We start from the raw sequence: 26,602 nt of genomic DNA on the forward strand, positions 1-26,602 counted from the left end.
AACGAGATAGATCCCATGACCCTTACCCATGCCCAACGCCTCGAACGGCTCCAGGTCCGCACGGCCGAACTGCAATTCTGGCGCGCCCGCGCAACGCTTGCGCTCGACAGCTGGTCCTTCAACGGCGCTCCGATTACCATCGGCGACCGCTGGCCGGTGAAGGACAGCCTCGTGCATTTTTCCACGCAAGCGACAGTGCCCTCGGACTGGCCGCTGGAGCGCGCCCGCCTCTATCTCGATTTCGGCGGCGAAAGCCTGATCACCATCACCGCGGCCGATGGCAGCGCGAAAAGCTACGGCGTGGACCCCTATCACCGCGAATTCCGCCTCCCCTCCCAGCAATTCTCCATCACCTCGGACACGGTGGCACGCCTGCCCTTCGGCGAACCGGTGCGCCAGCCGCGGCTGGAACGGGCCGAACTGTTCTGGATCGAAGAGGAAGTGGATCATCTCTGGCTGCTGCTTCGCCAGATCGCCGAAGCGCTCACCGTGCTCGATGGGCATGACGTCGTGCCCTATCTTCTCTCGGCTGCCGAAGAGGCCTTCTTCAGCCTCGACTGGCCCTCGGCCACCGCCGATTACGTGTCACGCACAGCTCCCGGCCCGATGCAGCAGAAGATCTGGCGCCTGCCGGAGCTGAAGGCAAACCCGGAAGGCCTGACCGAGGCGCAGCGCGCAAGCGTCATCAGCGCCTATGACACGCTGATGGCAAAGCTTGCCGGACTTCGCGAGCGTTTCCCGCCGCAGGGCAAGATCGCGCTGACGGGCCATGCCCATATCGATCTCGCCTGGCTGTGGCCCTATGACGAAACACGCCGCAAGATGCGCCGCACCTTCCACTCCACCCTGTCGCTGATGGAAGGCAATGACGATTTCCGCTTCAACCAATCCACCGCCCATTATTATGCGCAGCTGGAGGAAGACGATCCAGCGCTTCTGGCAAAGATCGTCGAGAAGGTGAAATCCGGCCAATGGGAAGTGCTCGGTGGCTGCTGGGTGGAGCCCGACACCAATATGCCGACAGGCGAGAGCCTTGCCCGCCAGATCCTCTACGGCCAGCGTTATTTCGAAAAGACCTTTGGCACCCGCCACAGCATCTGCTGGCTGCCCGACTGCTTCGGTTTTTCCGGCGCCCTGCCGCAGCTTCTGGTGCAGGGCGGCATGAAAAGCTTCTTCACCATCAAGGTCAACTGGTCGGAATCCAACCATATCCCCTCAGACCTGTTCTGGTGGGAAGGGCTGGATGGCAGCCGGGTGCTCGCCCATACATTCGACAACCCGATGCATGGCTATAACGGCTTTGTGCAGCCGGATTGCTTCGTGCCAACCTGGAAGAACTTTCGCCAGAAGGATCGCCACGACACGACGTTGCTCTGCGTCGGTTACGGCGATGGCGGTGGCGGCGTCACGCCGGAAATGCTGCTGCGCGAAGAACAGCTTCGCGTCTTCCCGGCCATTCCCGAGGCACGCTGGACCCGCGTCGAGGACTTTTTCGAAAGAGCCCATGCCACCGCTGAAAACCAGAAAATGCATGTCTGGCAGGGCGAGATCTATCTGGAACTGCACCGGGCAACGCTGACCAGCCAGAGTGACGTCAAGCGCCTGCACCGGCGCGCCGAACGCGGCCTGATAACCGCCGAGACCGTGGCGAGCCTCGCCCATCTTCTCGGCGCAGAGCGTCCGCAATCGCTTGAGCCGGTCTGGCGCGTGGTGATGAAAAACGAGTTCCACGACATTCTGCCGGGCTCCTCCATTGCGGAGGTCTACGAGGATGCCCGCGTGGAACTGGAAGGCGTGATTGAAGGCGCAAAGGCGGTGGAAACCGCAGCGCTCGACGCCCTTGCCGCAACGTTGCCGGAGGGCAACGATGGCACGGTGCTGGTCGTCAATCCCTCGCTCTCGCATCGCCCCTTGCGCCTATCGCTGCCGCACGGCACCTTCTCCGGCGAAGGCACGCTTGCGCCTCTCTCGGTCACGGTACTGCCCGCTTCGGCGCTTGCCGCACAACCCGGCCTCAGCGCCACCGATCGCAGCCTCGAAAACGATATCCTCAAGGTGACGCTGGCCGATGACGGTTCGATTGCAAGCCTGCTGCACAAGCCAAGCGGCCGCGAGGCTCTTGAAGGCCGCGGCAACCGGCTGTTTGCCTATCCCTCAGACAAGCCGCGCAGCTGGGATGCCTGGGATGTGGAAGAGGATTATGCCGAACGCGCCGAGGAAATCACCGGCTTCGAGAGTATCGAACTGGTGGAGAACACAGCGCACCGCGCCGCCATCCGCATCCACCGCCGCTGGCGCAATTCCACGATTACCCAGACGCTTTCGCTCGGTGCCAATGCCTGCCGCCTCGACATTTTTACCGAACTCGACTGGCATGATCGCCGCGTGCTGCTGCGCACGGTGACGGATGTGGCGGTGCGCAGCCCGCGTGCCGTCTGCGAATGCGCCTATGGCGTGGTGGAACGCCCGACCCACACCAACACCTCCTGGGACGAGGCGATGTTCGAAGCGCCGGCGCACCGTTTTGTCGATCTCTCCGAGCCTGGCTTCGGTCTGGCCCTGTTGAACGACGCCAAATACGGCCACTCGATGCGCGGCAACCGTTTGGGGCTTTCGCTCCTGCGCTCGCCGATCTATCCCGATCCGCTGGCCGATGAAGGTGCCCAGGCGTTTACCTATGCGCTGATGCCGCATGAGGGTACATGGCACGAGGCGGGCGTGCGCGAGGAAGCGGAAGACTTGAACCAGCCGCTGGTGGCCATGGCCGTATCCGGCCGCGACTGCGGCACGTGGCAGCCGATCAAGGCAGATGGCATTGCGGGCGCGCTATCGGCGCTGAAGCCTGCCGAAGAGGGCGATGGCCTGATCCTTCGCGTCTACGAACCGTCCGGCCGTCGCGGACCTTTCCAGCTGGCACTAGCCTCCGGCTGGCAGAGCGAGGGACCGCTGTCGATCCTGGAGGAGCCCATGGAGGGCGTAACCGCCGATGCACTGTCGCCCTTCGAGGTGAAAAGCTGGCGTCTTCGCAAAGTATAAAACGCCCGCTTTCTTAAGGCGAGGCTTTGAGGCATCATCCCGGCGAGGTTGCACAACCGCCGGGATGAGACTGAAAAGGAAGATAAGTGAACTACCTAGGCGCCAATGGCGAACAGGCCGCAGCCCAGAACCGCGCCATGATCCTCAATGCGATCCATCGCGGAGCGCCAATTTCGCGCACCGAGATTGCCCGTCAGTCGCGCCTCACCAAACAGGCCGTGACCCGCATCGTCGACCGGCTGCTGGATGAAGGGCTGGTGATGGAAGCACGCCGGCGGCAGGGGCTTCGCGGCCAGCCGGCCATCGAGCTGGAAATCGATCCCGAAGGCGTCTTTGCCATCGGCGCCAATATCGACCGCGATCACCTGACGGTGGTTGCCGTCGATGCCGCCGGCAATATTCGCGGCCGTATCCACCACGAACAACGTTTCATCCTGCCGCGGGATTTCACCCGGCTGATGGAGGAGGCATTGTCCTCCTTCCTGCGCCGCCGGGTCATCCACGAGCAAAGGCTTGCCGGTATCGGCCTTGCCATTCCCGATTGGCTGGGTGAGGTCAGTGTCATCGGGCGTCCGCCGCATTATGATGAATGGAGCGGTTTTGACGTGCGTGGCGCGCTTTCGCGCGTGACCAGCCACCCGGTGTTCATCGACAATGATGCGAATGCCGCAGCCTTGGGCGAAATCGAATACGGTCTCGGCACGGAAATCGGCAGTTTCTTTTATATCCTCGTCAATGCCTGTCTCGGCGGCAGCCTCGTCATCAATGGCGTGCGCCATAAGGGCGCTGGCGGGCTGGGTGGGGAAATCGGCTGGTTGCCGGTGGTCATGACAGAGGGGGTGGGTGCCGGCGAAACGCGCCCCCTCGGCGACATGTATTCGCTGTTTCTCCTCCTCGACCACCTGCAACAAAACGGCATTGCCGCTTCCCGGCCGGCCGATCTTCTGACGCTCGATGTCCGCGGCCGGGATCTGGTGAGTGGCTGGCTGAAGCGGTTTGCCGTGACGCTGGCGGAAGCCATCATCGACATCGGCATGCTGGTGGATCCCGAAGCGGTGCTGATCGGCGGGCGGCTGCCGGTGCGGCTCATCGATGAGCTGCTGATCCACGTGCGCGACGAGATCACCCGCCGGGGCATGCCGGCTCCTTCGCTCCACCGTGCCGCAAGTTCGGAGGATGCAGCAGCGCTGGGCGCGGCCACCATGCCGCTCTCGCACCGCCTCTGTCTGCCATCGGCCGAAACGGCACAGCAGACGCGGGTGCCATTGTCCGGTTCGCCGCACAGTGATGCGCTCGTTAATGCGGCTTTGGCAGCAGCAATTCCATAAAGGGCAGCATCGCCGCCCCGCGAGCAACACCGCAATGGGAAAAGGAAAGCCGCCTGATCGGCGGAATCCAGGACGTCGCCACAAAATAACTGCGCTTTTTCTCCCGGTCCGCAATCATCATGCCGATCACCCGATCAAGCACCTCATCGGGCAAATCGCCACCGATCAGCACAGCACCCGGAGAAACGAAGCCGGCAATGGCAACCACGGCATCGAGAAGCCGTGATGCCGCCTTGCGCATCCAGTCGTCCAGTCCGCCTTGGCCAAAAGCATCAAGATGTCGACGCAGGGAAGCAGCACTTGCCACTTCATTCAGGCTCCTTTCCTCGCGGCCCGGCCGCATGGCGCCGATATCACCTGCCCTGCCATGGACGCCGCGAAAGAAGGCGCCTCCGGTCATCAGGCCGGCGCGCACGGTTTCGTCCAGCAGGATGACCACGAAGCCACCTTCCGGCTCGCCAATGCCGAGCATCCGTTCGGCGGCAACGGCTGCCTCGGTATCCTTGGCATAAAACAGGGGTCGTCCCGGCAGAATCGCAGCCAACATATCCCGATCCGGCTCGACGCCTGGGTGGCAGGCAATACCGGCGCCGCAGAGATTTTGCCCGTATTGCGACAACGCGAGCTTCACCGCAGCCGCCATGTCCGCCGGTGCAAAAGTCTGCTCTTCGAGCACATTTCCAAGGAGATCTGCCATGACAAGCTCGCCACGGTCCGGGCAGAGCCAAAGGCCAAGCGCGTGAGCGCTTGCCGGGCGAATGGCAAATTCGGCAGCCTTGTAACGCGCGCCGACGTCACGTTTTCCCTCCTCAAGGAAGCCCGCCTCAACCAGGCGCCGGATAATCCCGCTGATGGCGGGTTCCGTCAGGCTCAAGTGTCCGGAAAGCTCCTGGCGCGTCAACGGACCGAGGCTGCGCAACAGCGCCAGAACGACCCGAGAATTGTGGTCGGCAATATCCTCCGGGCTGATACCCGGTCCCGTGCGAGCGCCCTCACCTGTGCGCGCCCGTGCCCGCGCCAAACGTCGGCCAGTTTTCAAATGACAGCCCGCTTCCCTGCTTTGGTCTGAAATAGTCATCACATGACCAATGCTTTAGCGTATTTTATCGCCGAGCAAAGCGCTAGTGACTGCGCGCTTCCTCAGCAATTCGCTGATTTGGAATGGTCCGACGCTTGCCCCAGCCCCGCAGCGGCGTCCTATCGGTTTTGCCGGACGTTTCATTCACACAAACGAGACGTCAGGGCTCTTTTGCAAAGCGAGATGACGAAGCTGGTAATAACACCCCGGCATCGACAAGACGTGATGCCGCCTTGCGGATTCAGTCGTATTGCTCAAACGACAGCGCAAACCGTTTTGGTTTCCAGATAATTCTCCAGTCCCTGTGCGCCGTTTTCATAACCCCAACCGGATTGGCGGTGGCCGCCCTTGGGCAGTTCGGGCGAAAAATAGGAATGGCAGTTGATCCAGATCGTGCCGGCTTTCACCTGTGCCGCCAGTCGGTGGGCGGCGGAGAGATCCTGTGTCCAGATGCTGCCGGCCAGGCCGTAGGGGCTGTCATTGGCATAACTTATGGCCTCTTCCACATCGTCGAAGGGCGTAACGGCGACGACCGGGCCAAAAATTTCCTCGCGCATCAGGCGCATGTCCGGGCGAACCGCGGTGACCACGGTCGGCGCGTAGAAGGTGGCGTTTTCACCGCTCTGGATGCCGCCGGCCGTAATTTGAGCGCCTGCCGCGCGGCCCTCCGCCACATAGGCTGCGACGCGGTCTGCCTGACGGCGGTTGACCAGTGGTCCAAGATCGGTTGCCGGATCGAGCCCGTGACCGAGCCTCAACGCCGATGCTGCCTTCGACAGCCTGTCAACCACTGTGTCACAGATGGAGCGATGGGCATAAACGCGCGAGGCGGCAACGCAAACCTGGCCGGAGTTTGAAAAGATGCCGCGTGCCACGCCATCGATTGCCAAGGTCATATCGGCATCCGGCATGAGGATAGCGGGTGATTTTCCGCCCAGTTCCAGCGTCAGCTTCTTGAGGTTGCCGGCAGCCGCCGCAACGATCAGCTTGCCCACCTCCGTCGAGCCTGTGAAGGCAACCTTGTCGACATCGGGATGAGCGGTGAGCGCTGCGCCGACGATCTCGCCAAAACCGGTGACGATGTTGACCACGCCGTTCGGCAACCCGGCTTCCAGCATCAGTTCGCCCAGCCGAAGCGCAGTCAACGAGGTTTCCTCGGCCGGCTTCAGCACCACGGTGCAACCGGCAGCGAGAGCGGGTGCAAGTTTCATCGCCGCCATCAGCAGCGGCGAGTTCCATGGCGTGATGGCGGCGACCACGCCGACCGGTTCACGCGTCGTATAGGCAAAGATCTGTTTTCCTGCCGGCTGGTAGCTGATCGAAGTGGGAATGGTGGTGCCGAGGATTTTCGTGCAGAAGCCGGCGAAATAGCGGAACTGCTCGGCAGAGGCTGGAATTTCAGCAAAGCGGCTGGTCCTCAAGCTCTTGCCCTGATCGAGCGTTTCCAGTTCGGCGAGTTCGTCTGCATGGGTATCGATCAGTTCAGCGATTTTCCACAACAGCTTGCCGCGTTGCGACGACGTCAATCCTTTCCAGGCGGTCGAGGAAAGGGCTGCGCGGGCGCAGGCCACAGCCTCGTCGACATCCGCCACCGTGCCTTCTGCCAGTTCGGCAAGGATTTCGCCGGTGGCCGGATCGGCCGTTTCGAACCAGACAGCCGATGCGCCGTTCCGCCATCTGCCGCCGATCAGCATCTGCTTGCGGCCCTTTGCCAGAAAATCTCTGGCGCCCTGGCTCTTCGGGGCAAAGGGGGTGAGTGCTAGGGTCATGTCGGTATTCCTTAAGTGCCGGACGCGGCGCGGATGCGGCAGGCGGCGTTCAGCGCGCCCCTGATGATCGAATGATAGCCGGTGCAGCGACAGAGATTACCTTCCAGCCCGGCACGGATTTCCCTTTCCCCGGCATCGGGTTGTTCGGCAAACAAAGCAACCAGCGCAAGCGACATGCCTGGCGCGCAATAGCCGCACTGAAAGGCGTTTTCCTCGGCCAATCCTTCCCGCACCGCCTGCCCCAGGGGATGCACCGGGAGCCCTTCGACGGTCATGATCTCTGCGCCCTCAAGCTGGAAGGCCATCAGCAGGCAGGCATTGGCAAGCCGGCCGTTGATCAGAACCGAACAGGCGCCGCAGCGACCGATTCCGCAGGCAAGCTTGGTGGCCGTCCGCGCCAGATGCTCGCGCAGGATATCCGTAAGACGCGTATCGGCCGTGCATTCGAGCGAAACTGGTTTGCCGTCGAGGGTAAAATCAAGGGTCATTCGGGCACCACTAGCCGGGAAAGAAGGGTCTCCGGATCAATCGGCATCACGGCAGGGCAATAGCCGGTGGCAGCAAAAATGGCGTTGGCGATGGCCGGCGAGATAGAGCCGATGCCAAGTTCGCCTGCCCCGCGCGGCCCAAGCTCGTCGCCGGCATCCAGATCCTCCAGTGCGAAGATGCTGAGGTCCGCCGGTGCATCCTGGATGCCGGGCAGCATGTAGGTGTCGAGGTTGGTGGCAAGATGGGCGCCGTCGCGCATCTTGCAGTCTTCGCTCAGCGTAAATCCCAGCCCCTGCACGGCACCGCCCTCAAGCTGGCCGAGATAGGCGGCAAGATCGATGATCGGGCCTGCGGCAGAATGCTGATGTAGATCGAGCACGCGCAACTGGCCCGTGACCCGGCTGATCGCAACGCGGGCCAGCGCTGCCCCGAAGGCAAAGATATAGCGGGCATTGCTGGCGGAATAATCGGTCTTCGGAAATTCGTAAGTCACCGTCACGGAGGGAAGATCGGCGTCCGGCAGGTGGTCGGCGAGCTGCCGATAGGTCACGAGCAGTTTCCCGCTATTGCTGCCTGCCTCCGCCAGCCCGCCGGGCGCAAACACCAGCCGCTGCGGATCACATCCCAGAAGACCCGCGGCCGCGTCACACATCTGCCGGCGGAATTCAGGGGCGGCTTTGCGCGCGGATGCCCAGACGACATAGGTGCCGCGTGAGGCGGTGGTGGAGCCTGAATCCGGCGCCAGCCGCGTATCACCAGTGAGCGGCCGGACATCGGAGCGCGCGCAGCCGAGTTCGGCAGAAACCGCCGCGCAGATGGCGGTGAGCAGCCCCTGCCCCATCTCGTCCAGCCCATAGGCGCCCTCGATAAAACCATCCTTCGTGAGGGAAAGCCGGCCAGCACAAGGGTCGGGGATGACCGATCCGAGGCCATTTCCCTGGTAGTTCATCGCCATGCCGGTGCCGATCAGCCATTCTGCGTCATCGCAAAGCCCTTGCGGCCGCCTCCAAAGCGGGCTCGCCTTGGCGCAAGCCAGCATTTCATCAAGCCGTTCGCTCGGGGCAACCGTCTGACCGAGATAACCGGGGGTGCCGGGGAGGCGCAGGTTGCGCTGCCTGATCTCCACCGGGGACAAACCGCACAGAGCTGCCAGCCGGTCCATCTGGCATTCGATGGCAAAGGTCATCTGGTTGGCGCCAAAACCGCGAAAGGCGCCGCACAGCCCGTTATTGGTATAGGCAAGGCGGCCGCGCGTGGCGATATGGGAAACGTTATAGGGTCCGGCTGCATGCTCCATCGCGGTTTCCAGCACGCCGGGACCGAGCGAGGCATAAGCACCCGCATCCGCCAGCACGTCCACCTCCTGCGCCAGAAGAATGCCGCTTGCCTCGCAGGCGGTTTTCATGCGGATCGTCATCGGGTGGCGCTTTTGGCCTGATAGCACGGATTCAGCGCGTGTCAGTTGCAGGCGCACCGGCTGCCGTGCCGTCATTGCCAGAAGCGCCAGCACCGGCTGAACCGAAAGCTCGTCCTTGCCGCCAAAGGCGCCGCCTGTCGGGGACGTGACCACCCGGATCCTGTCTTCCGGCAGGCCGAGAATGCGCGACAGCTGCAACCGGTCGCGCCCACCATGCTGGCCGCCGGCGCAGACATTCAGCATGCCATCGGGGTCGATGAAGGCATATCCGCCCTCGGTTTCCATGAAACCGTGCATCTGGCGGGGCGTGACATAGGTGTCTTCCACCACATGAGCAGCACCTGCAAAACCGTGCGTGACATCGCCGCGGGAAAAGCGGATTTCCCGTTGCAGATTGCCGTTTTGATGCACCTGCACGGCCTGCGGCAGCAGGGCGGCCTCGACATCCGTGACGGGGGCAAGCGGTTCATAGACAACCTTGATCAGCGAGAGCGCCTTTTGCGCCGTCTCTCCATCGACGGCAGCAACGGCTGCGACCGGATCGCCGCGGTGGCGAACCTTGTCGAAGCAAAGCGCCGGCTGATCCTGCACAACGATGCCGAAGGCATTTTCACCCCTGATGTCGCGGTGCGTGACGACGGCAGCGACCCCGGGCAAGGCTTGCGCTTCTGTTGTGTCGATGGAGAGGATGCGCGCATGGGCGATGCCGGCCCGCAGGATGCGCCCGACAAGCATATCGCTCTGGCGGTGGTCGGTGAGGTAAGTCAGGGTGCCCTCGATCTTGGCGGGCAAGTCCGGGCGGATATGCCAGCGCTCCGGCGAGCTGGTGCGGCCAAGTGCCGTCTCGACTTCTTGTGTCTGTGCGCTTTGGGGCTCCATGGCGGCCGACATTGCGGGCGAGCGGCCGGGCAGAAAGCCGCCAAGGCCGAAGGTCAAGGCATTTGCCGCGATGGTGCGCCGATAGGCTGCGGAGCGAAAGCCATCGTCCGGCGCCTCGATCGTCGACAGGAGGACCGCATGAAGTGCTGCCCAGTCGCCATCGCCACAGGCAAGCGCTTCCGCCTCCCGCAGGCGTGCCGGCGAAACAATGCCGCCGCCGACCGCAAGACGGGCAAAGCGGGGGCTACCTCTGCCCGGCAAAATCCGGCCGGCGACATTGATGATGCTTGGCGTGAAGGCGGCGCGCAGTCCTGTCTTGCGAAACACGAAACGTTCGTCAGGTTCTTGCGGCGCGATGTGGATGGCGGTGAGGATTTCCGGCTCTCGGTCGATATCGGCAAGCCAGTCCTCCAGTGGCAGGCTTGCTGTTCCGGAAAGGCTGGCAAATTCGACAACCGCATCGAGCGCCAGAAGGGCTGGCAGAAGGCAGCCGGTGCGCCCGGCGATATTGCCGCCGATCGTTGCCAGATTGCGAACCGACGGGCTTGCCACCACGCGAATGGCTGAGGCGAGAAGCGGCAGTTGCGCGGTGATTTCTGGCGCGCGCAAAAGCTCTGCAAGCGGCGTCATGGCGCCGATGCTAAATGTGGTTTCCTGCTCAATAACCCCCGAAAGGGCTGGAATGCGGCCAAGACTCACCATCCGCCGGGGCTGGGCACGCCCCTTTGCCGAGTCGAGTTGAAGTGCCGTACCCCCCGCAATAAGGCGCGTTTCTGGGTGACTTGCTTCCAGAAGCGCTTTTTCCAACGTGTCGGGGGCCGGAACCTCCATGTCAGGCGGCCCCGGCCGTGGTGCCGAAACGGATGCCTTTTTCTTTCAGCCAGCGGCGATAGGCAATGGAGGAGGAATCGGCGCGCGTCGGAATTTCCGCGCGCGGCTCCAGCGGCAAAAGCAGCGGGCGCTGGTTTTCCACGATGATGCGGTCCTGCAGGAAGATGACCTGTTCGAAGTTGAGGAGCGCCTTGTGCGGCGAAACCGCATCGACCAGATACATCACCGGCTGGGCGCGACAAAACCCCTCTTCCATCGGCTGGATGAAGAGCGCAATCGCATCAAGCCGGTTCGGCGACGTTGGACAGACCCGGTAGAGCATCACCACGAAAGGTGATGGCACGCGGTAGGTCAGTTGTACGAAATCGCCCTCGCTTTCGGTGGCAGCGATGCGGGGCTGGAAGAAGGTGCAATTGGTGGCCCAGACCTCGTCCACGTCGCGGCGGATCTCGGACAGGTAATTCGGCACTTCCGTATACGGCTCGGAGCCGAGGATATCCGTATGGACAAAAGGAAAATGCGCCATATCGAGAAAGTTCTCGACCACCCGAAGGCCGGAGGCGCGCATGGTCACCCAGCCGCAGAGCACAAAACGCCGATCCGCCTCCAGGGCCTCCTCGATATGGACGATATCCTTTTCCGGCGTGCCGAGCGTGACGAACAGACAGCCATACTTCACCTGCACGGGCAGTGCGGGTCCAAGCTGGCCGCCGGGGCCAATTTCGCGCACCAGCGGTTGACCGTTCGGGCCAAGCCGCATTTCGATATCCTGGCCGAGCAGCTTTGTGCGCACCGGCTCTGCCGTCAGGTCTCCAGCCGTGGCAACGGCATACCAGTCATCGAGTGCAACCTGGTCCGTCGTCTTCATGCGACAGATGCCTTTTCGCTGATCCATTGCTTGGTGCCGCCGCCGTTTGCCGCAAGCCATTCGGCGCGGCGGGCAAAATGGGCCGGTGCCATGGCATGGAAATCGGCAATGATCGCCTTGATATCGCCGGTCTTCAGGACGCCGTCTTCGACGATAATCTGCCCGTCCACCATGGTCATGGCGACATCGCCGCCGCGCACCGCATGGACGAGATTGTGCTGCAGGTTGAAGTAGGGGCCCTCGCCAAACAGCGGTGTCATGCGTGGCGTATCGGTGCGCACGGCGATGATATCCGCCCGCTTGCCCACTTCCAGCGAGCCGATCTCGTCTTCGAGCCCGATTGCCTTGGCGCCCAGACTGGTTGCCATGCGCAGGCACTGCCAGCTGTCCATGGCCGAGGCATCGTGGTGCCGCAGCTTGCCCAGAAGCGAGGCCGTCTTTATCTCCTCGAACATGTCGAAATTGTTGTTTTCCTTTTCACCGTCGGTGCCAAGCCCGACGGGAATGCCGGCTGCCAACATGTCGGCAATCGGGGCGATGCCGGAGGCAAGCTTCATGTTGGACACCGGATTATGGGCGACCGATACGTTATACTTCGCGATCAGCTCGATTTCCGCGTCGTCCAGCCAGACCGCGTGGGCAAGCATGCTGCGCGGCGTCTCGAAGAAACCGAGATCCTCCAGCACATGCATCGGCCTCTTGCCATAGGTTTCGAGGAACCCGCCGACCTCCACTTCCGCTTCCGAACAATGGGTGTGAAAGCCGGTATTGTGGCGCTTGGCCATGGCAATCGCCCGGCTCTGGCCTGCCGCATCGGCGTAAAACAGATGCTCAAGACCGACCCAGACATTGATGCGGCCATTGGCCTTGCGGTGCCATGTCTCGATCATCGCCTCGTTCATGTCGAGCGTGTCGAAATAATTGTAATCGGGATGTTCGCCGACATAGGGCACGGCCACGAGCCGGGTGCCAATCGCCTCGGCGGCCCGCGCGCTTCCATCCATGTAGCGCCACATGTCAACCACCGTCGTGGTGCCCGACAGCGCCGATTCCGCGTAGCAGAGATAGGACGCCGCTTCTGCCTCGTGGGGCAGCAGTACGCGGTGCATCGGGTTGATATGGATGGTCAGCCAATCCCAGACCGGCAGGTGTTCGGCCGTGCCGCGCAGGAAGCCGGAATGGGCGTGGGCATTGATGAGACCCGGCATCAGCAGCGCGTTCTCGATCCTCTTGACGGGAAGCGTCGGATGGCTGGCCTTGACCACCTCCAGCGTGCCGACCGAGACAATACGCCCATCCTCGATGGCGACGGCGCCTTCCGGAATGACACTGTTTTGCGCATCCATGGTCAGAAGATAATCAGCCGTCAGGATCGTTGCGGTCGAGGTCATGGTCTGCTCCAGGGTTTCAGGACGAAGGACGCAAGTTTCACGCCGCCTCCAGAAGAAAGGCTGCGGCCCGCTCGCCGATCATCGTGACGGGCGCATGGGTGTTGCAGGTGGGAATGACGGGGATGACCGAGGCATCGGCAATCATCAATCCGTCGAGCCCATGTACGGCAAGCCGGCTATCGACCACGGCCATGTCGTCCCGACCCATTTTTGCGGTGCCGACCGGATGAAAAAAGGTGGAACAGCCGTTACGGGCAAATTCGCGCAAGGCCGCGCGCGACAACCGGCCGTTGGGGGCGGCAAACCCGTCAAACAGGGCGGCAAAGGCCGGGGTTTCGGCAAGCGCCATCACCGTCTCGATGGCGCACACGGTTGCTTCCAGATCCGATGGTTCGGCAAAATAGCTCGGCTGGATGTCGAGCGGGCCGAACGGATCGGCGGACAGCAGGCGCAGATAGCCGATGCTTTTCGAATGCATCAGCCCGGCGCCCAGCGAAAACACCGTGCCCGACATATCGTGGAGCGCGAGAAGGCCGGGGGCCGCACTGTTTCCCTGCACGGGAAAGCTATGCACGTCCGGCTGCCCAAGGCCGGCTTGCGATTTCCAGTTCATCATCGTGCCGCCGCCATTATCGAGGACCTCGCCCAGCGGCACTTTTGAGCGGCAGACGACGGCCTGTACCAGCGGATGATCCTGGAGATTGCGCCCGACGCCCTTCAGCGCATGGACCAGCGGAATGCCGAGCCGTTTCAGTTCGGCCGGATCTCCGATCCCGGACAGCATGAGGAGGCGCGGCGTATCGAAGGCGCCGGCCGACAGCACCACCTGCGTTGTCGCACGGGTCTCGACAACGGCTCCATTCACCAGATGGCGAAGACCGGTGCAGCGTCCATTTTCGATTATCAGGCCGATGGCCTGCGAGCCGGTCAGTACCGTCAGGCGCGGATGATCGAGGATCGGATAAAGATAACCACGCGCCGAACTCCAGCGCCTGCCATCGGCTATGTTGAGATTGGAGGGACAGGCGCCCTCGTTACTTTCTCCGTTCGGATCGGCAATCACCGGAATGCCAAGATCGCCCGCGCCATCCAGCATCGCCTGCGCCACCGGATGCAGCTTTTTGCTGGTGGTGATTTTCAACGGCCCTCCGGCCCCGCGCCAGAAGCTTTCGCCGCCCTCCCAATCCTCCGCCTTCTTGAAGAAAGGCAGTACATCGCTGAAACACCAGCCGTCGCAGCCGGCCGCCTGCCAGGTGTCATAATCGTTCGGATGGCCGCGATACCACATCATCGCATTGATCGCCGATGACCCGCCAAGCGCCCTGCCGCGCGGAATGCCGATGGTGTGGCCATTGACGCGGGGCGTGGGCGTATAATCATACCCCCAGTCCCAGCGGCCGCGCCCCAGCGGCACCCATTGGCGCGGATCGTCGATTTCCGCGATGCCGAGCCCCGGTTCGCCCGCTTCCACCAGAAGCACGGTGGAATCCGTGCCATCGATCAGGCGCCGCACCACCGGCAGCCCGCCGGAGCCCGCGCCGATGACGATATAGTCATAGGCTTTTTGCAGCGCGCGGCTTGGCAGGATGGGCGGGACGTCGGTCATTGCATCGGTCTCAATTGTGCTCGCTCGGCCCCATGATCACGATGCCTTCGGTCGCCTCCACATGGCGCACGAAAATATACTTGTCCTCGCGCCCGTCCGAATGCTTGCGCTTGATATCGGGCTGCACGGTGCCGGCCACCTTGGCCACGACCACGTAAGGAACGTCAGCGGTAAGCCCCGCCGCGCAATGGGTCTCGAACTCTTCAAGCGTGCGCACTGTGTAGGCGTGCTCGACGCCGGCACCACGGGCAATCGCGGCAATATCCACGCGCCCAAAGGCGGTATGCGTCGGCGGGCCGCCGATCGACTGGTAACATTCGTTGTCCCAGACGACGATGAAGAGGTTCTTCGGCTGTTCATTGCCAAGCGTTGCCAGAATGCCGAGGTTGAACATCATGCCACCATCGGTATCGAGCGAGATGATACGCCGGTGCGGAAGGCCGGTTGCAAGACCAAAGGCCTGCGGGGTGACGCAACCGAGCTGCTGCTGGAAGAGGCTTGCCGTGCGCATGTGCGGGGCTGCATTGTACCATTCATCGACGGAGGCGCCGAGTGACAGGATCACCAGCTCGTCCTTCAGCCGTTCGGCCAGAATTCTCATGCAGTCATAACGCTTCATCGAACGATGCTCCCGCCAAGGGCGATGGCCGAATGGTAATAGGCATTGTAGGACCAGTTATAGGCATCGACGATCGACTGCTCGATCTCGTCTTCCTCGCGCACCACACGGTAGGGAATGCGCAGCGCGTTCAGCACCGGTTCCATGGTGATGCCGTGAGGAATGGCCCACCAGTTGTTCTCGCCCAGTTCTCCGCGATAGCTCATCAGCATGATGACGGGTATGCCAGCCCCCAGCCCCATGCGCGCCAGCGGCTCGACGGAGGCGCGCAGGCCGGAATTTTCCATGATGAGCGCTGCCCGCTTGCCCGAGAGAAAGACGCCGCCGCAGATGGCAGCCCCTTCGCCTTCATTGGTGACGCGGATGGTGCGGATATCCGGATCGGCATCGAGTGCCGGGTAAAGCTCCTTGAAGAGCGAGTCCGGCAGGTAGCAGACGGTGCTGACGCCGGCTTTCTTCAGCCCGCGGATCACGGCATCGACGGATGATGGCTTCATGGTTTTCCCTCGTTTCGAGCAAAGGATCGCAAACCTGACGTGTTCCGAATAGCCGATATCTTCTGACGCATTCGTTGCGCAAAAGGCAACATCTCAAGGTGCCTTTCCCAATCCCTGCCCACCCGTCTGCCCCGATGCCTGCGTCAGCTGCTCGACCGATTGCTCCAGCAGCCGGCCGAGTGCGCTTGCCGCATCCGACATTTCCTTGGTCGAGCGGGACAGCAGCATCAGCTTGCGGTTGGGAAGCCGCGTGTCGGTGAGCGGCACGAAGACAAGAAGACCCTGTGCCAGCTCCTGTTCCACGCCGACGCGGGTTTGCAGCACAAGGCCGAGATCTCTCAGCGCGAGTTCCACCATCAGGCCGATGGAATTGGTGCGCGAGCGGCGCGACAGGTCAAGCAGCGACCCGTTCAGGGCATCCTCCACGGAGGCACCAAGCGTCAGGCTCTTGTCGGAGAGGATCACCCTCCGGTTGGCAAGATCGAAAAGCTTTAGTTCGGTCCGGCTGGCAATCTCGCTTCCGGGCAGCGCCAGAACCCCGATCGGCAGCGAGACGCTGGCAATGCGCCGCACGGTGCGCGGCACGCGCACGTCAAACAGCACGGCAAGATCGCATTCGCCTTCGGCCACCGCATTGGCGGCCTCCTGCGAGGCCATCACCTTGATATCGACGGTGATGGCCGGATGGCGCGCCCAGAACGCGGCAAGGGCTGCCGGAAGCAGGCCGCGCGCCACGCTCTCCACCACGGCGATAGAGACTGTTCCGCGATGCAGGCCATGCAGGTCATTGATCTCGGCGCAGGCGCGGGCAAGCTCGGATAACGAGGCCCGCGCGTGATAGAGCAGAAGCTCGCCGGCGCTGGTCAGCTTCAGGCGCTGGCGCACCCGCTCAAACAGCGGCGTGCCAAGTTCATCTTCCAACTGGCGCAGGATCCGGCTGACCGAAGACGGCGCGACATTCAGCGACAGCGCCGCCTGCCGGATCGATCCCAGCCGCGCCACCAGCTGGAAATAATGGATGCGGGTGGCAACCAGACCCAGCCGGTAGGCGTCCATCAGGCCGCCTCGAATGGCGGGACGATGGCCATCTGCGGCACAGTGACGAGGCCCTTGTCGGTGATGCGGATTTCCGGGATGACCGACAGCGGAATGAGGTTAAAGCCCATATAGGGAATGGTGCAGCCGGCCTTTTCCCACTCCACTTTCAGGGCCTGCACTTCCGCCGAGACCTCATGCACGCGCTTGTCGGACATCAGGCCCGCGACCGGCAGCGGCACCATGGCCGTCACCTTGCCATCCTGCACCACGCAGACCCCACCCTGATGCGCCTCGATGGCGCGCAGCGCCACCTGCATGTCGGCCTCATTGGTGCCGGCGATGATGATGTTGTGGCTGTCATGGCCAACGGACGAGGCGACGGCGCCGCTTTTCAGCGCGAAATTCGACAGAAGCGCATGCGCCACATTGCCATCCGATTTCCCATGTCGCTCGATGACCGTGACGAAGCAAAGCCCGTGACGGGAAAAATGGGTTTCCCAGTCATTGGCCGGCTCCAGCGTGATTTTCTCGTGGCCAAGGATGATGCCCGGCAGTTCGGTGCGGATGGTATTGGCAATCACCGTGCCGCCCGGCAGATCCGGGGTTAGCTTTACGTCCTTCGGCAGCTTGACCGTGTGATAGGCGGCCTCCGGATAACGCCAGCGGTTGGAGAGGGCGGCATCGAGCGCCGGCGTGATGGCCTTCTGATCCACCACCAGTTCGCCGCCATACCAGGTGCTGTTGGGGTTCAGATCATCATCGAGCAGCACCAGATCGGCGCGCCGGCCACCGCCCATGCCGCCGATATCGCCTTCCATGCCAAAGCGGGTCGCGCCGTGGAGCGAGCCCATCGCCCAGGCCTGTTCCGGCGTCATGCCGGCGCGGCGTGCTTCGCGCACCACCCAGTCTAGGCCGAAGGCCAGAAGATCTTCGGCGTCGCGGTCATCGGTGCAGACGGCAATGCGTTTGTGCGAGGCACCAAGCTCGGTGACGGTGCGGATCGCATCCGGCAGCGAATGCCACGGTGTCGTCGGCGGCCCGCCGCGCAGGAACAGCCAGATGCCGGCTTCCAGAAGGTCATCGGCAATGTCGCGGTCGATGGCCTCGTGCGTATCCGTGACGCCGGACGCGGCATAGGCGGAAACAAATTCGCGGCCATAGACATGACCAGAGACCGGCCTTCCGCGCGAAAGCGCTGCGGCCAGAATGGCGTGTGACCGCTCATCCCCCATGGTGACGGGCACAAAATCCATCTTTTCACCCAGCGCCACGGCTTCCGGCCATCTGTCGAAGAGTGCCGCGATCTTCTCTGCCGTCAGGTCGCCGCCTGCCGTTTCGAGATCGGGCGATGTTGCCGGCACGGTCGAGGGAACGGTGAGGAAAATCGACAACGGCGCATGGCGGGCATCCTCCAGCATCGCCTCGACGCCCGCCACATCCATCACGTTGCCGATCTCGTGGCTATCGCAGAAGATTGTCGTCGTGCCGTTGAGAAGGGCCGCTTCCGCATAGGCGCAGGCCGTGACCATGCTCGATTCGATATGGATATGCGGATCGACCAGCCCCGGCGCGATAATGCCGCCTCTCGCATCATAACGCTTCGCACTTGTGCTTTTCGATGTGCCGGACGGTTTAACGGCCGCGATCCGGCCACCGGCGATCCAGACTTCCCGCTCCGGCAGGATGCGCTCCGAATAGGTGGAGAGCACGCGGGCTCCGGTGATCACCAGATCCGGGCTTGCACGTCCGGAAGCGACATCGGCCATCCGCCGCGTCATTTTAGCAAGCGGGGCGACGGAAAATCGGGTGAGCGCCATTGGCAAGGTCTCCTCTTGTGACGGGATGCGGCAGTTGCGGCTCCCGCCTTGTCTTCAATGATAATCTGGAATGCCCGGCATGGTGCGGAACCCGGGCAGGATGCGGAACCGCCGCAGCCAGCGGCGAAGGGCGGGAAACTCGTCATGGTCGATGCCGTAATCGCGGCTGAGCGCAAAGCTTGGCAGGAGCGACAGATCGGCAATCGTCGGAGTGTCTGCCGCAAACCACTCAAAACCTTCGATATGGCGCAGGACCATGTGATCATCCATGATGCGCAGCGCCTGGCGCGCCTCGTGCTTCAGCGCCTCAAGATCTCCGCCAAGGCCGAACACGGCGACGCGCCGTGCCGCGATGGCGCATGAGAGTGCGGTGGCGGAAAAGAACGTCCACTGCATGACGCGTGAAAAGGTGGCGGGTTCAAGCGGCAGCCAGACGCCCGCCGCATCATGGGCGCGCGCCAGATGGGCAAGGATCGCCTGCGTTCCATAGAGCACAAGGTCGCCATCCTTGAGAATGGGAAGGCTGCCAAGCGGGTTGAGCGCCCGCATCGCCGGTCCCTTTTCCTCATGACCGGGCACCATGTCGATGGCCACGATCTCATGGGCAAGGCCGAGGAAGGAGAGCATCAGCCGCACGCGATAGCAGTTCTCGTCGAGATCGTGATTGTAGAGGGTGATTTCAGGCATCACGCCACCTCCGCAACGGTGACAGGCGCTTCAAGGGCAAGCCGCAAAGCCTGCGCCCAGCGTGCAAGATCTGCAATCAGATCCACCGACCCCTCGTCGGCCAGGATATGGAGCCCGATCTTTTGCGGACCGATCACCTGAACGGCAATCGACAGGCTGAGCGCGCCGGTCTCAAGTGTCCATACATGCGGAGCAACGACCTGCAGCCGGCCGGGACACGTCTCGCCTTTCCCGACAGGCAGCAGCGTCTGTTTCAGGATGGCAAGAGCGTGGGCCGCGGAACAATCCGCATAAAGGCTGCGCACCGGAAGGTTTGTGCCCATCGTGGGAAGCGGATCGGCAGCCTGCGCAGCGGTTGCGAGCTGCGTCCAGATCACGCCGCCGGTTTCTTCGACGGCGTAGGTGGCGATCTTGACGGTCTTTGGTACGTCGAGATCGGGATGGGCGGGAATATGGCGACATTGTCCGGCCGTATCATAGGACCAGCCGTGATAGAGGCAGGCAATATGGTCGCCGCGCACGAAGCCGAAACTCATGCGCATGCCGCGATGCGGACAGCGGTCTTCCCAGACATGCGCCACGCCCTTGGCATCGCGCCAGACAACCAGTTCAGCGCCCTCGACAACGGCGCCAGCCGACGTGCCCGGCTCGATGGAGGCCGAGAGCGCCACCGGCACCCATGCTGCTTCACTCGACATAGTTCATTCCCCTTGAATTCTGAAAGCTTGCGCATCTCGACATCAGGCATCGCTGCGCGTCACATCCATCACGATGCAGTCTGTTGGGCCAAGGCTGCAGGCCATCTCGAACATGTCGACCAGTGCCTCCTGCCCTGAAACCGACAGGCTGACGCGTGTGCCGCTGCAGGCATTGACGTCAAGATCGATATCGAGCCTGTCAGCACGGTGACGGGCAAAGCCGAGAAAGCTGTCGCAATCGAACGCGCCCTCGAACAGGAAATGCACGGGCGGGTTCATGGGGCGGCCCCAGGATGGCGCCCGGCAAGGCGTGTTCGATCCGCCCTCTCCTGCCCGTTCATGCTGCTGCGGCGCATTTCGTCTCCGATTGTCTGCATCTTGGGCATGTGACTAAACTTTGACCATGCCTTAATTTTATTCAGTCTAGCCTCAGCCAGAGCCCGCTTTCAAGCAAATTCTGTCCGGGCAGATGTTGCCTTTTGCGCATGCTTCCGATCCGTTTTTTTCGACTATGCGGAACACTGGCGATTTGAAAAGCTCGGGCTCGAAGGGTGTTGGCAGCTTTCCAACTGGAAGCCGAGGTGTCGTTGCGTCTCTTCAGGGCAGTCCGATTGGGCAGGCAGCAGGCTTGAAAGGACGCGCAGAAGCTGGGCAAAGACCCGCTGTCTTGCCCCAGCACTGTCGCCTTGCGGTTTGGCACGGGAGTTGCAGCAGATTGGCTGCCAATTTCAGGCTGACGGGGGAATGCCGCTTCCCATCGCATATTCGAAACAGAAACAATAAGGGGTTCCAATGATCGACCTGCGTAGTCTTTCCCGTCGCGGCTTCCTGAACATGGCGGCGGCCGGCAGTGCCTCGCTTGCGCTGCCCGGCCTTGTGCGTTCTGCCTCTGCCGCAACAGCACTTCCCGCCGTCAACGAGAAGGATGCCGTGATCGGCTTTGGCCATGTCGGCCCGGTCACCGACGAGGGCTGGACCTGGTCGCACCATCAGGGCGTTCTGGCGGTGAAGGAAAAATTCCCCAACCTCAAGAAGGTGCTCGAGGTGGAGAACGTCCCCTATTCGGCGGATGCCACCCGCACCTATCGCCAGTTCGTGTCGGAAGGCGCGAACATGATTTTTGACACGTCCTCTACCGGTGACTTCCTGCACGAAGTGGTGCGCCGGGCCAAGGATACGGCCTTCATGGAATGCAACGGCCACGTGCTGATGGACAATCTCGGCTGGTATTACCTGGCGCACTGGTATCCGACCTATGTGCTGGGCGTTGCCGCCGGCCATCTGTCAAAGAGCGGCAAGCTCGGTTATGTCGCCTCCTTCCCGGTTGCCTCCGTCTATACCTCCACCAATGCCTTCCTGATGGGCGCGCGCACGGTAAACCCCAGCGCCACCTGCCAGACCATCACGATCAATTCCTGGTTCGATCCGCAGGCGGCGGCCCAGGCCGGCACGGCGCTGATCGACAATGGCTGCGACTTCCTGTTCGGCATCATGGATGAGGCGGCCTATCTGCAGGTGGCCGAAAAACGCGGTGTCTGGGCTGCCATGTGGAATACCGACATTCGCCGCTATGGGCCCAGTTCCTATGTCTCGTCGATTATCATCGACTTCAAGGATTATTACGTCGAACAGGTGCGCAAGCGGCTCGCCGGCGAATGGACACCGACCGAAAGCCTGTTTGCCATGGGTGCCGGCGTCGACCGTGACGCCTGGGGCGAAAAGGTTCCGGCAGATGTCGGCAAGGCTGCTGACGCGGTGCGCACAAAAATCCTCGGCGGCTGGTCGCCCTTCGTCGGCGAACTGAAGGATTCCAAGGGGGCGGTGCGTTTGGCAAAGGGCCAGAAGATGTCGGAAATGGATCTTTACAACTGGGATTGGTCCGTCGAAGGCGTCACCGGGCTTTAAGCACCCGACGCAGCCGATCAGGGACCGGGCACCTTGCCGCCCGGTTCCTTTACCCGCCTCTCATGCCGGAATGACCCGGACGGTATATCGCCCGAATGACGGAACCAAGCCCCCGATATGTGGTGCCGACAGGTGCAGCGCCGCTCGTGCAGCTGAAGGGCATCGCCAAATATTTCCCCGGCGTGATTGCTAACCAGGATGTCGACCTGGAGGTGATGCCGGGCGAGATCCACGCGCTACTTGGCGAAAACGGCGCGGGCAAATCCACGCTGATGAACATTCTGACCGGCATCTACCAGCCTGATGCCGGCGAAATCATCATTGATGGCTATGCATGCCAGTTTGCCTCGCCGGTTCAGGCCATCGCGGCCGGCATCGGTATGGTCCACCAGCACTTCAAGCTGGTCAACGCCTTCACCGTTGCCGAAAACATCCATCTCGGCTGGAGCGAGACGCCAAGGCGCGCCTCTGCCCCTGTCCTCGAAGAACGCACGGCGGCACTTGCGCAGAAATTCAATCTCCAGGTCAAGCCATCGGCACGCATCACCGAGCTTTCGACCGGCGAACAGCAGCGGGTGGAAATCCTGCGGGTTCTGGCGCGCAAGGCCCGCGTGCTGATCCTCGATGAGCCGACTGCCGTGCTGACGCCGGCCGAAGCGCGTGAGCTCTTCAAGGCATTGCGCAATTTCGTCTCCACCGGCAATGCCGTGATCTTCATCTCGCACAAGCTGGACGAGGTTCTGGAAATCTCCGACCGGGTGACGATCCTGCGCGGCGGCAGGAAGGCCGGCACGGAATTTGCCGCCGATTGCACGCCGGCAAAACTTGCACGCCTCATGGTCGGGCGCGACATTGTGCTCGCCGATATGCGCGCCCGCCCCCCGGGGGCGGCTGGCGTGTCGTCGTCGCCGGTGCTGCGTCTGCGCGACGTCAGCGTGTTGAACGATAACGGGCATGTGGCTCTGCACAGCATCTCGCTCGATGTCCGCGCCGGCGAAATTCTAGGCATTGCAGGGGTTGCCGGAAATGGGCAACGCGAACTGTCGCAAGTGCTGACTGGAACGCGGCCGGCCGCAACCGGCGTGATCGAAATCGATGGACACGCCATTGCCCATGCCAATGCGGCCGATTTCGTGCGCCGCGGCATCGGCCATATCCCTGAAGACCGGCTGCAGAGCGGGCTCGCCCCCGGTCTTTCCATCACCGCCAATGCGGTGATGCGCGAATATGGCAAGCCGCCGGTGACCATTGGCGGCCTGTTTCGCCCGGGCGCCGCAAAGACGCTTGCCCGCAGCATTGCCAGTGCCGCAGAGGTTGTTATCCCCGATTTTGCCATGCCGATCCGCAACCTGTCGGGCGGAAACCAGCAGCGGCTGGTGGCTCGGCGCGAAATGCGCATCGCCTCGAAAATCCTTGTTGCCGCCTATCCGAGCCGCGGGCTCGATGTCGGCGCCATCAACATCATGCTGCGCTATATCGTCGACCTGCGCAATGCAGGCGCCGGTATCGTGCTGATTTCGGAGGAACTGGAGGAATTGCTCAACCTGTCTGACCGCATTGCCGTGCTTTACGAGGGACGCATCATGGGCGTGCTCGACAATGACCGAGTGGATATCGACGAGATTGGCCTGATGATGGGCGGGCGCCTTCGGGGCGAAAAGGGTGCAGCCCATGGCTGATTTTCGTCTGCAACGCCTGCCCTCCGCCACGCCAGCCGCAGCGCTTGGCGCGCGCATCCTGGCAATCGCCCTTGCGCTTGTCATTGCCGGCGTCATTCTGGCCTTCGTCGGAAAAAACCCGCTGGCGCTTGGCCTGCAGGTCGTCACTTCCTCGCTCGGATCAAGCTTCGGCCTGGAAGATCTCGGGCTTCTGGTCATTCCGCTGATCCTCACCGGATTATCGGTGACGGTTGCCCAGCAGATCGGCGCATGGAATATCGGCGCGGAGGGGCAGTTTTATGCGGGCGCCTTTGCCGCCAGCGCCGTCGGCCTTTTTGCGCCGCTGTCGGGAGGCTGGAGCCTTGTTGGCATGGGTGTTGCAGGCGCATTCGGCGGGCTCGTCTGGATCCTCATTCCCGCCCTTGCGCGTGCCTATGCCAATGTCAACGAGCTGATCACCACGCTGCTGCTCAACTTCGTCGCCATCCTGCTCGTTTATTATGTATCGACCGACGCCTGGCGCGAACGCGGCGGCGTTGCCAATTCCGCCACACCGCGCATCAAAGCCGAAATACCGGAATTCTGGGGACTGGTGCATTGGGGTCTGCCGATTGCCGTCCTGCTTGCCCTGGCGATGGCCGGCCTCCTTGCCTTTACCCGCTGGGGCTATGAGGTACGGCTCATCGGCTCCAATCCGGCTGCGGGCAAATATCTCGGCATTGCGGCGCGCCGCCACCTGATCACCGTCATGCTGCTATCGGGCGCTATTGCCGGCCTTGCCGGCATGCTGGAAATTGCCGGCTCCGTGCATCGCCTGCAGGGCGGCATTTCCAACAATTACGGTTATCTCGGCATCATGGTCGCGGTTCTGGCGCGCGGCTCCTCGATCGGTGTCATTTTTGCCGCAGCCCTGATGGCCTTCATCCTCAATTCGGGCATCATCCTGCAAACGCAGGGGCTGACCACCTCCACCGTGCTGGCGATTACCGGTCTCATCCTCTTCCTGACGGCGATTGGCGACGAGCTGTCGCATTACCGCGTCGTGCGCGACAAAAGCTGAAAGGAACCCGTACGATGGATCTCTTGACCGGACTTCTGACGACAGCCTTTCTTGCCGGCGGCGTGCTGGCGCTGGCGGCCATGGGCGAGGTGCTGGCCGAACGGGTGGGTGTCGTCAATCTGGGTGCCGAAGGGCTGATTGCCATGGGCGCCATCACGGCGGTTGCCACCGTCAGTGCTTACCCCTCGCCGCTGGTCGGCTTTTTGGCGGCGCTCTGCGTCGGCGCCCTGTTCGGTGCGCTGTTTGCCCTTGCCACCGTCACCATCCGGGCAAACCAGGTGCTGTGTGGCCTTGCCCTGACGCTGATCGGCACGGGCCTTGCCCAGACGATCGGCAAATCCTATTCCGGGATGCCGGTTGCAGCGACATTTCAGGGTGTGGAAATGCCGCTTCTGTCAAAACTGCCGGTCATCGGCCCGGCCTTCTTCAGCCAGAACATTCTGGTCTATCTCATCTACATCATCCTGCCGTTCGGCCTTTCTTACCTGATGTTTCGCACCCGCCACGGCATGAACATGCGTGCGGTGGGCGAAAACCCGGCGGCGGCCGATGCTGCGGGCATTCCTGTTACGCTCTTTCGCTTCGGTTATGTCTGCGCAGGTGCCGCCCTTGCCGCCGGTGCCGGCGCCTATCTGGTGCTTGCCTTCGTGCCGGCCTGGTCGGATGGGGTTGTGGCCGGGCGCGGCTGGATTGCCGTGGCCCTCGTCATCTTTGCCGGTTACCGGCCCATTCCGGCCGCCCTTTCCGGCCTGCTCTTCGGTTTCATCACGGCGCTCGGTTTTGTCGGGCAGGCGCGCGGCTGGCCGATTGCGCCGGCCTTCCTGTCCATGTTGCCCTACGCCGGAACCATCGCCTTCATCATCGTGCCCGTCATCGCATGGCAGCGCATGCGCCGGCTGATGGCGGCACCGGCAGCCCTTGGCCAACCCTATTTCCGCAGCGTCCGGTGATGGACAGCATGGGCAAACCGCGTAAAACGTATCCGAAGGCTGGAAACGACAGGCACGAGAGGGTTTTTCCATGAAGGCGACAGACCGGGCGTCACTCGACCAGTGGTATCCAATCGAGACGGAGGCCGAAATCCCCTATGGCACCTCGGCCAACCGGCTGCTCGGCACCGATCTCGTGGTGACCCGCACCGGGCAAGGCGAGGTGACCGTTCTTGCCGAAGGACAAGGCCTGCCGCTTCCGATCAAGCGCCGTTATGGTTATATCTGGACCACGCTCGGCACGCCGGAAAAGGACATCTTTCCCATTGTGGAAGCAGACGAACCGGATCGACGTTACGTGCCCTGCGGTGCCGTGTCGGTCAAGGCATCCGGCCTGCGCATCATCGAGAACTTTCTCGACATGGCGCATTTCCCCTTCGTCCACACCGATATTCTCGGCTCCGAACCGCATACGCAGGTGGAACAGTATAATGTCGAAATCCGCCGTGATGTGGATGAAGTCTGGGCAACCAATTGCCAGTTCTTCCAGCCGCAGGCTGCCCTTTCGGCAAAAGACGGTCTGATGACCCAGTATATCTATCGGGTGATGACGCCGTTCACGACGCTGCTTTACAAGACCTGCCCGAACTCCGACACGCGCTGGGATGTGATCTGCCTCTTCGTGCAGCCGCTCGACCCGGATCGCTGCCGCGCCCATCCGGTAATGTATCTTCTCGACGATCAGTCGACGACGGCCTCGCTCATCCAGTTCCAGCAGCTGATCTTTCTGCAGGACCGCATCATTCTGGAAAACCAGCGCCCGGTTCTCCTGCCGATGGAAGCGCGATCCGAAATTCCGACGCGGGCAGACGCAAGCTCCATTGCCTATCGTCGCTGGCTGAAAGAAAAGGGCGTGACCTACGGCACATCGCTGCAGGCGGCCTGATGTTTCTCCACGATGATTGCGCCAGCGCTTCCGTTCTGAGGATCGCGGATTTGACG

21 protein-coding genes are annotated in these 26,602 nt (G+C 62.4%); 7 read left to right on the top strand and 14 right to left on the bottom strand.

Translation table 11 applies throughout. The features are described from left to right. The first annotated feature begins 15 nt into the window (after positions 1-15). Together AC4CWF_RS22745 and AC4CWF_RS22750 are read left to right on the top strand one after the other, a co-directional pair. Positions 16-3,036 (top strand): alpha-mannosidase, encoded by a 3,021-nt coding sequence (locus AC4CWF_RS22745; protein WP_491285781.1) that lies wholly within the window; start codon positions 16-18, stop codon positions 3,034-3,036. A 137-nt stretch (positions 3,037-3,173) separates the two neighbouring features. After that, entirely contained in the window at positions 3,174-4,364 is a 1,191-nt protein-coding gene (locus AC4CWF_RS22750) for an ROK family transcriptional regulator (RefSeq protein WP_491287763.1), read from the top strand. Here the strand turns inward: AC4CWF_RS22750 and AC4CWF_RS22755 are convergent. From AC4CWF_RS22755 to AC4CWF_RS22820, 14 genes are all read right to left on the bottom strand, one after another. Next, a complete protein-coding gene (locus tag AC4CWF_RS22755) occupies positions 4,333-5,403 on the bottom strand; it encodes a MarR family transcriptional regulator (protein WP_491285783.1) in 1,071 nt (356 codons plus the stop codon). The two genes, AC4CWF_RS22750 and AC4CWF_RS22755, sit on opposite strands and share 32 nt — an antisense overlap. Before the next feature lie 293 nt (positions 5,404-5,696). After that, complete coding sequence (locus tag AC4CWF_RS22760; protein ID WP_491285784.1) at positions 5,697-7,211, bottom strand: aldehyde dehydrogenase family protein; 1,515 nt, start codon at positions 7,209-7,211, stop codon at positions 5,697-5,699. Between the two features lie 11 nt (positions 7,212-7,222). Further along, complete coding sequence (locus AC4CWF_RS22765; protein WP_491285785.1) at positions 7,223-7,699, bottom strand: (2Fe-2S)-binding protein; 477 nt, start codon at positions 7,697-7,699, stop codon at positions 7,223-7,225. Continuing rightward, positions 7,696-10,827: a molybdopterin cofactor-binding domain-containing protein gene (locus AC4CWF_RS22770; protein WP_491285786.1), complete on the bottom strand. Its 3,132-nt coding sequence runs from the start codon at positions 10,825-10,827 to the stop codon at positions 7,696-7,698. Before AC4CWF_RS22770 ends, AC4CWF_RS22765 begins: the two co-directional genes overlap by 4 nt. A 1-nt stretch (position 10,828) precedes the next feature. Continuing rightward, complete coding sequence (locus tag AC4CWF_RS22775) at positions 10,829-11,695, bottom strand: aromatic ring-hydroxylating dioxygenase subunit alpha (protein ID WP_491285787.1); 867 nt, start codon at positions 11,693-11,695, stop codon at positions 10,829-10,831. Next, the gene (locus tag AC4CWF_RS22780) at positions 11,692-13,086 is read right to left on the bottom strand and encodes an amidohydrolase family protein (RefSeq protein ID WP_491285788.1); all 1,395 of its coding nucleotides are present in this window, start codon (positions 13,084-13,086) and stop codon (positions 11,692-11,694) included. Before AC4CWF_RS22780 ends, AC4CWF_RS22775 begins: the two co-directional genes overlap by 4 nt. Positions 13,087-13,123: 37 nt before the next feature. Further along, positions 13,124-14,692, bottom strand: a complete 1,569-nt coding sequence (locus tag AC4CWF_RS22785) for a GMC family oxidoreductase (protein WP_491285789.1) — start codon at positions 14,690-14,692, stop codon at positions 13,124-13,126. Positions 14,693-14,702: 10 nt separating this feature from the next. Beyond that, positions 14,703-15,311 (bottom strand): thiamine pyrophosphate-dependent enzyme, encoded by a 609-nt coding sequence (locus AC4CWF_RS22790; RefSeq protein WP_491285790.1) that lies wholly within the window; start codon positions 15,309-15,311, stop codon positions 14,703-14,705. After that, positions 15,308-15,808 (bottom strand): thiamine pyrophosphate-binding protein, encoded by a 501-nt coding sequence (locus tag AC4CWF_RS22795; RefSeq protein WP_491285791.1) that lies wholly within the window; start codon positions 15,806-15,808, stop codon positions 15,308-15,310. The genes AC4CWF_RS22790 and AC4CWF_RS22795 overlap by 4 nt, the downstream gene beginning before the upstream one ends. Positions 15,809-15,901: 93 nt before the next feature. After that, complete coding sequence (locus AC4CWF_RS22800; RefSeq protein WP_491285792.1) at positions 15,902-16,864, bottom strand: LysR family transcriptional regulator; 963 nt, start codon at positions 16,862-16,864, stop codon at positions 15,902-15,904. Further along, complete coding sequence (locus AC4CWF_RS22805; RefSeq protein ID WP_491285793.1) at positions 16,864-18,663, bottom strand: adenine deaminase C-terminal domain-containing protein; 1,800 nt, start codon at positions 18,661-18,663, stop codon at positions 16,864-16,866. The genes AC4CWF_RS22800 and AC4CWF_RS22805 overlap by 1 nt, the downstream gene beginning before the upstream one ends. A 54-nt stretch (positions 18,664-18,717) precedes the next feature. After that, the gene (locus AC4CWF_RS22810) at positions 18,718-19,350 is read right to left on the bottom strand and encodes a glutathione S-transferase family protein (RefSeq protein WP_491285794.1); all 633 of its coding nucleotides are present in this window, start codon (positions 19,348-19,350) and stop codon (positions 18,718-18,720) included. Next, complete coding sequence (locus AC4CWF_RS22815; RefSeq protein ID WP_491285795.1) at positions 19,350-20,048, bottom strand: Rieske 2Fe-2S domain-containing protein; 699 nt, start codon at positions 20,046-20,048, stop codon at positions 19,350-19,352. Before AC4CWF_RS22815 ends, AC4CWF_RS22810 begins: the two co-directional genes overlap by 1 nt. Before the next feature lie 42 nt (positions 20,049-20,090). Further along, a complete protein-coding gene (locus AC4CWF_RS22820) occupies positions 20,091-20,327 on the bottom strand; it encodes a hypothetical protein (RefSeq protein WP_491285796.1) in 237 nt (78 codons plus the stop codon). Between the two features lie 513 nt (positions 20,328-20,840). Between AC4CWF_RS22820 and AC4CWF_RS22825 the strand changes: the two genes are divergently transcribed. From AC4CWF_RS22825 to AC4CWF_RS22845, 5 genes are all read left to right on the top strand, one after another. Continuing rightward, complete coding sequence (locus AC4CWF_RS22825) at positions 20,841-21,953, top strand: BMP family ABC transporter substrate-binding protein (RefSeq protein WP_491285797.1); 1,113 nt, start codon at positions 20,841-20,843, stop codon at positions 21,951-21,953. A 95-nt stretch (positions 21,954-22,048) separates the two neighbouring features. Then, the gene (locus tag AC4CWF_RS22830; RefSeq protein ID WP_491285799.1) at positions 22,049-23,632 is read left to right on the top strand and encodes an ABC transporter ATP-binding protein; all 1,584 of its coding nucleotides are present in this window, start codon (positions 22,049-22,051) and stop codon (positions 23,630-23,632) included. Further along, complete coding sequence (locus AC4CWF_RS22835; protein ID WP_491285802.1) at positions 23,625-24,671, top strand: ABC transporter permease; 1,047 nt, start codon at positions 23,625-23,627, stop codon at positions 24,669-24,671. The genes AC4CWF_RS22830 and AC4CWF_RS22835 overlap by 8 nt, the downstream gene beginning before the upstream one ends. Before the next feature lie 14 nt (positions 24,672-24,685). Beyond that, positions 24,686-25,621, top strand: a complete 936-nt coding sequence (locus tag AC4CWF_RS22840) for an ABC transporter permease (protein ID WP_137130837.1) — start codon at positions 24,686-24,688, stop codon at positions 25,619-25,621. Between the two features lie 70 nt (positions 25,622-25,691). After that, positions 25,692-26,546, top strand: a complete 855-nt coding sequence (locus AC4CWF_RS22845; RefSeq protein WP_491285805.1) for an aromatic ring-hydroxylating dioxygenase subunit alpha — start codon at positions 25,692-25,694, stop codon at positions 26,544-26,546. Positions 26,547-26,602: the final 56 nt, after the last annotated feature.

Source organism: Neorhizobium sp. PAMB6630 (genome assembly GCF_058242775.1).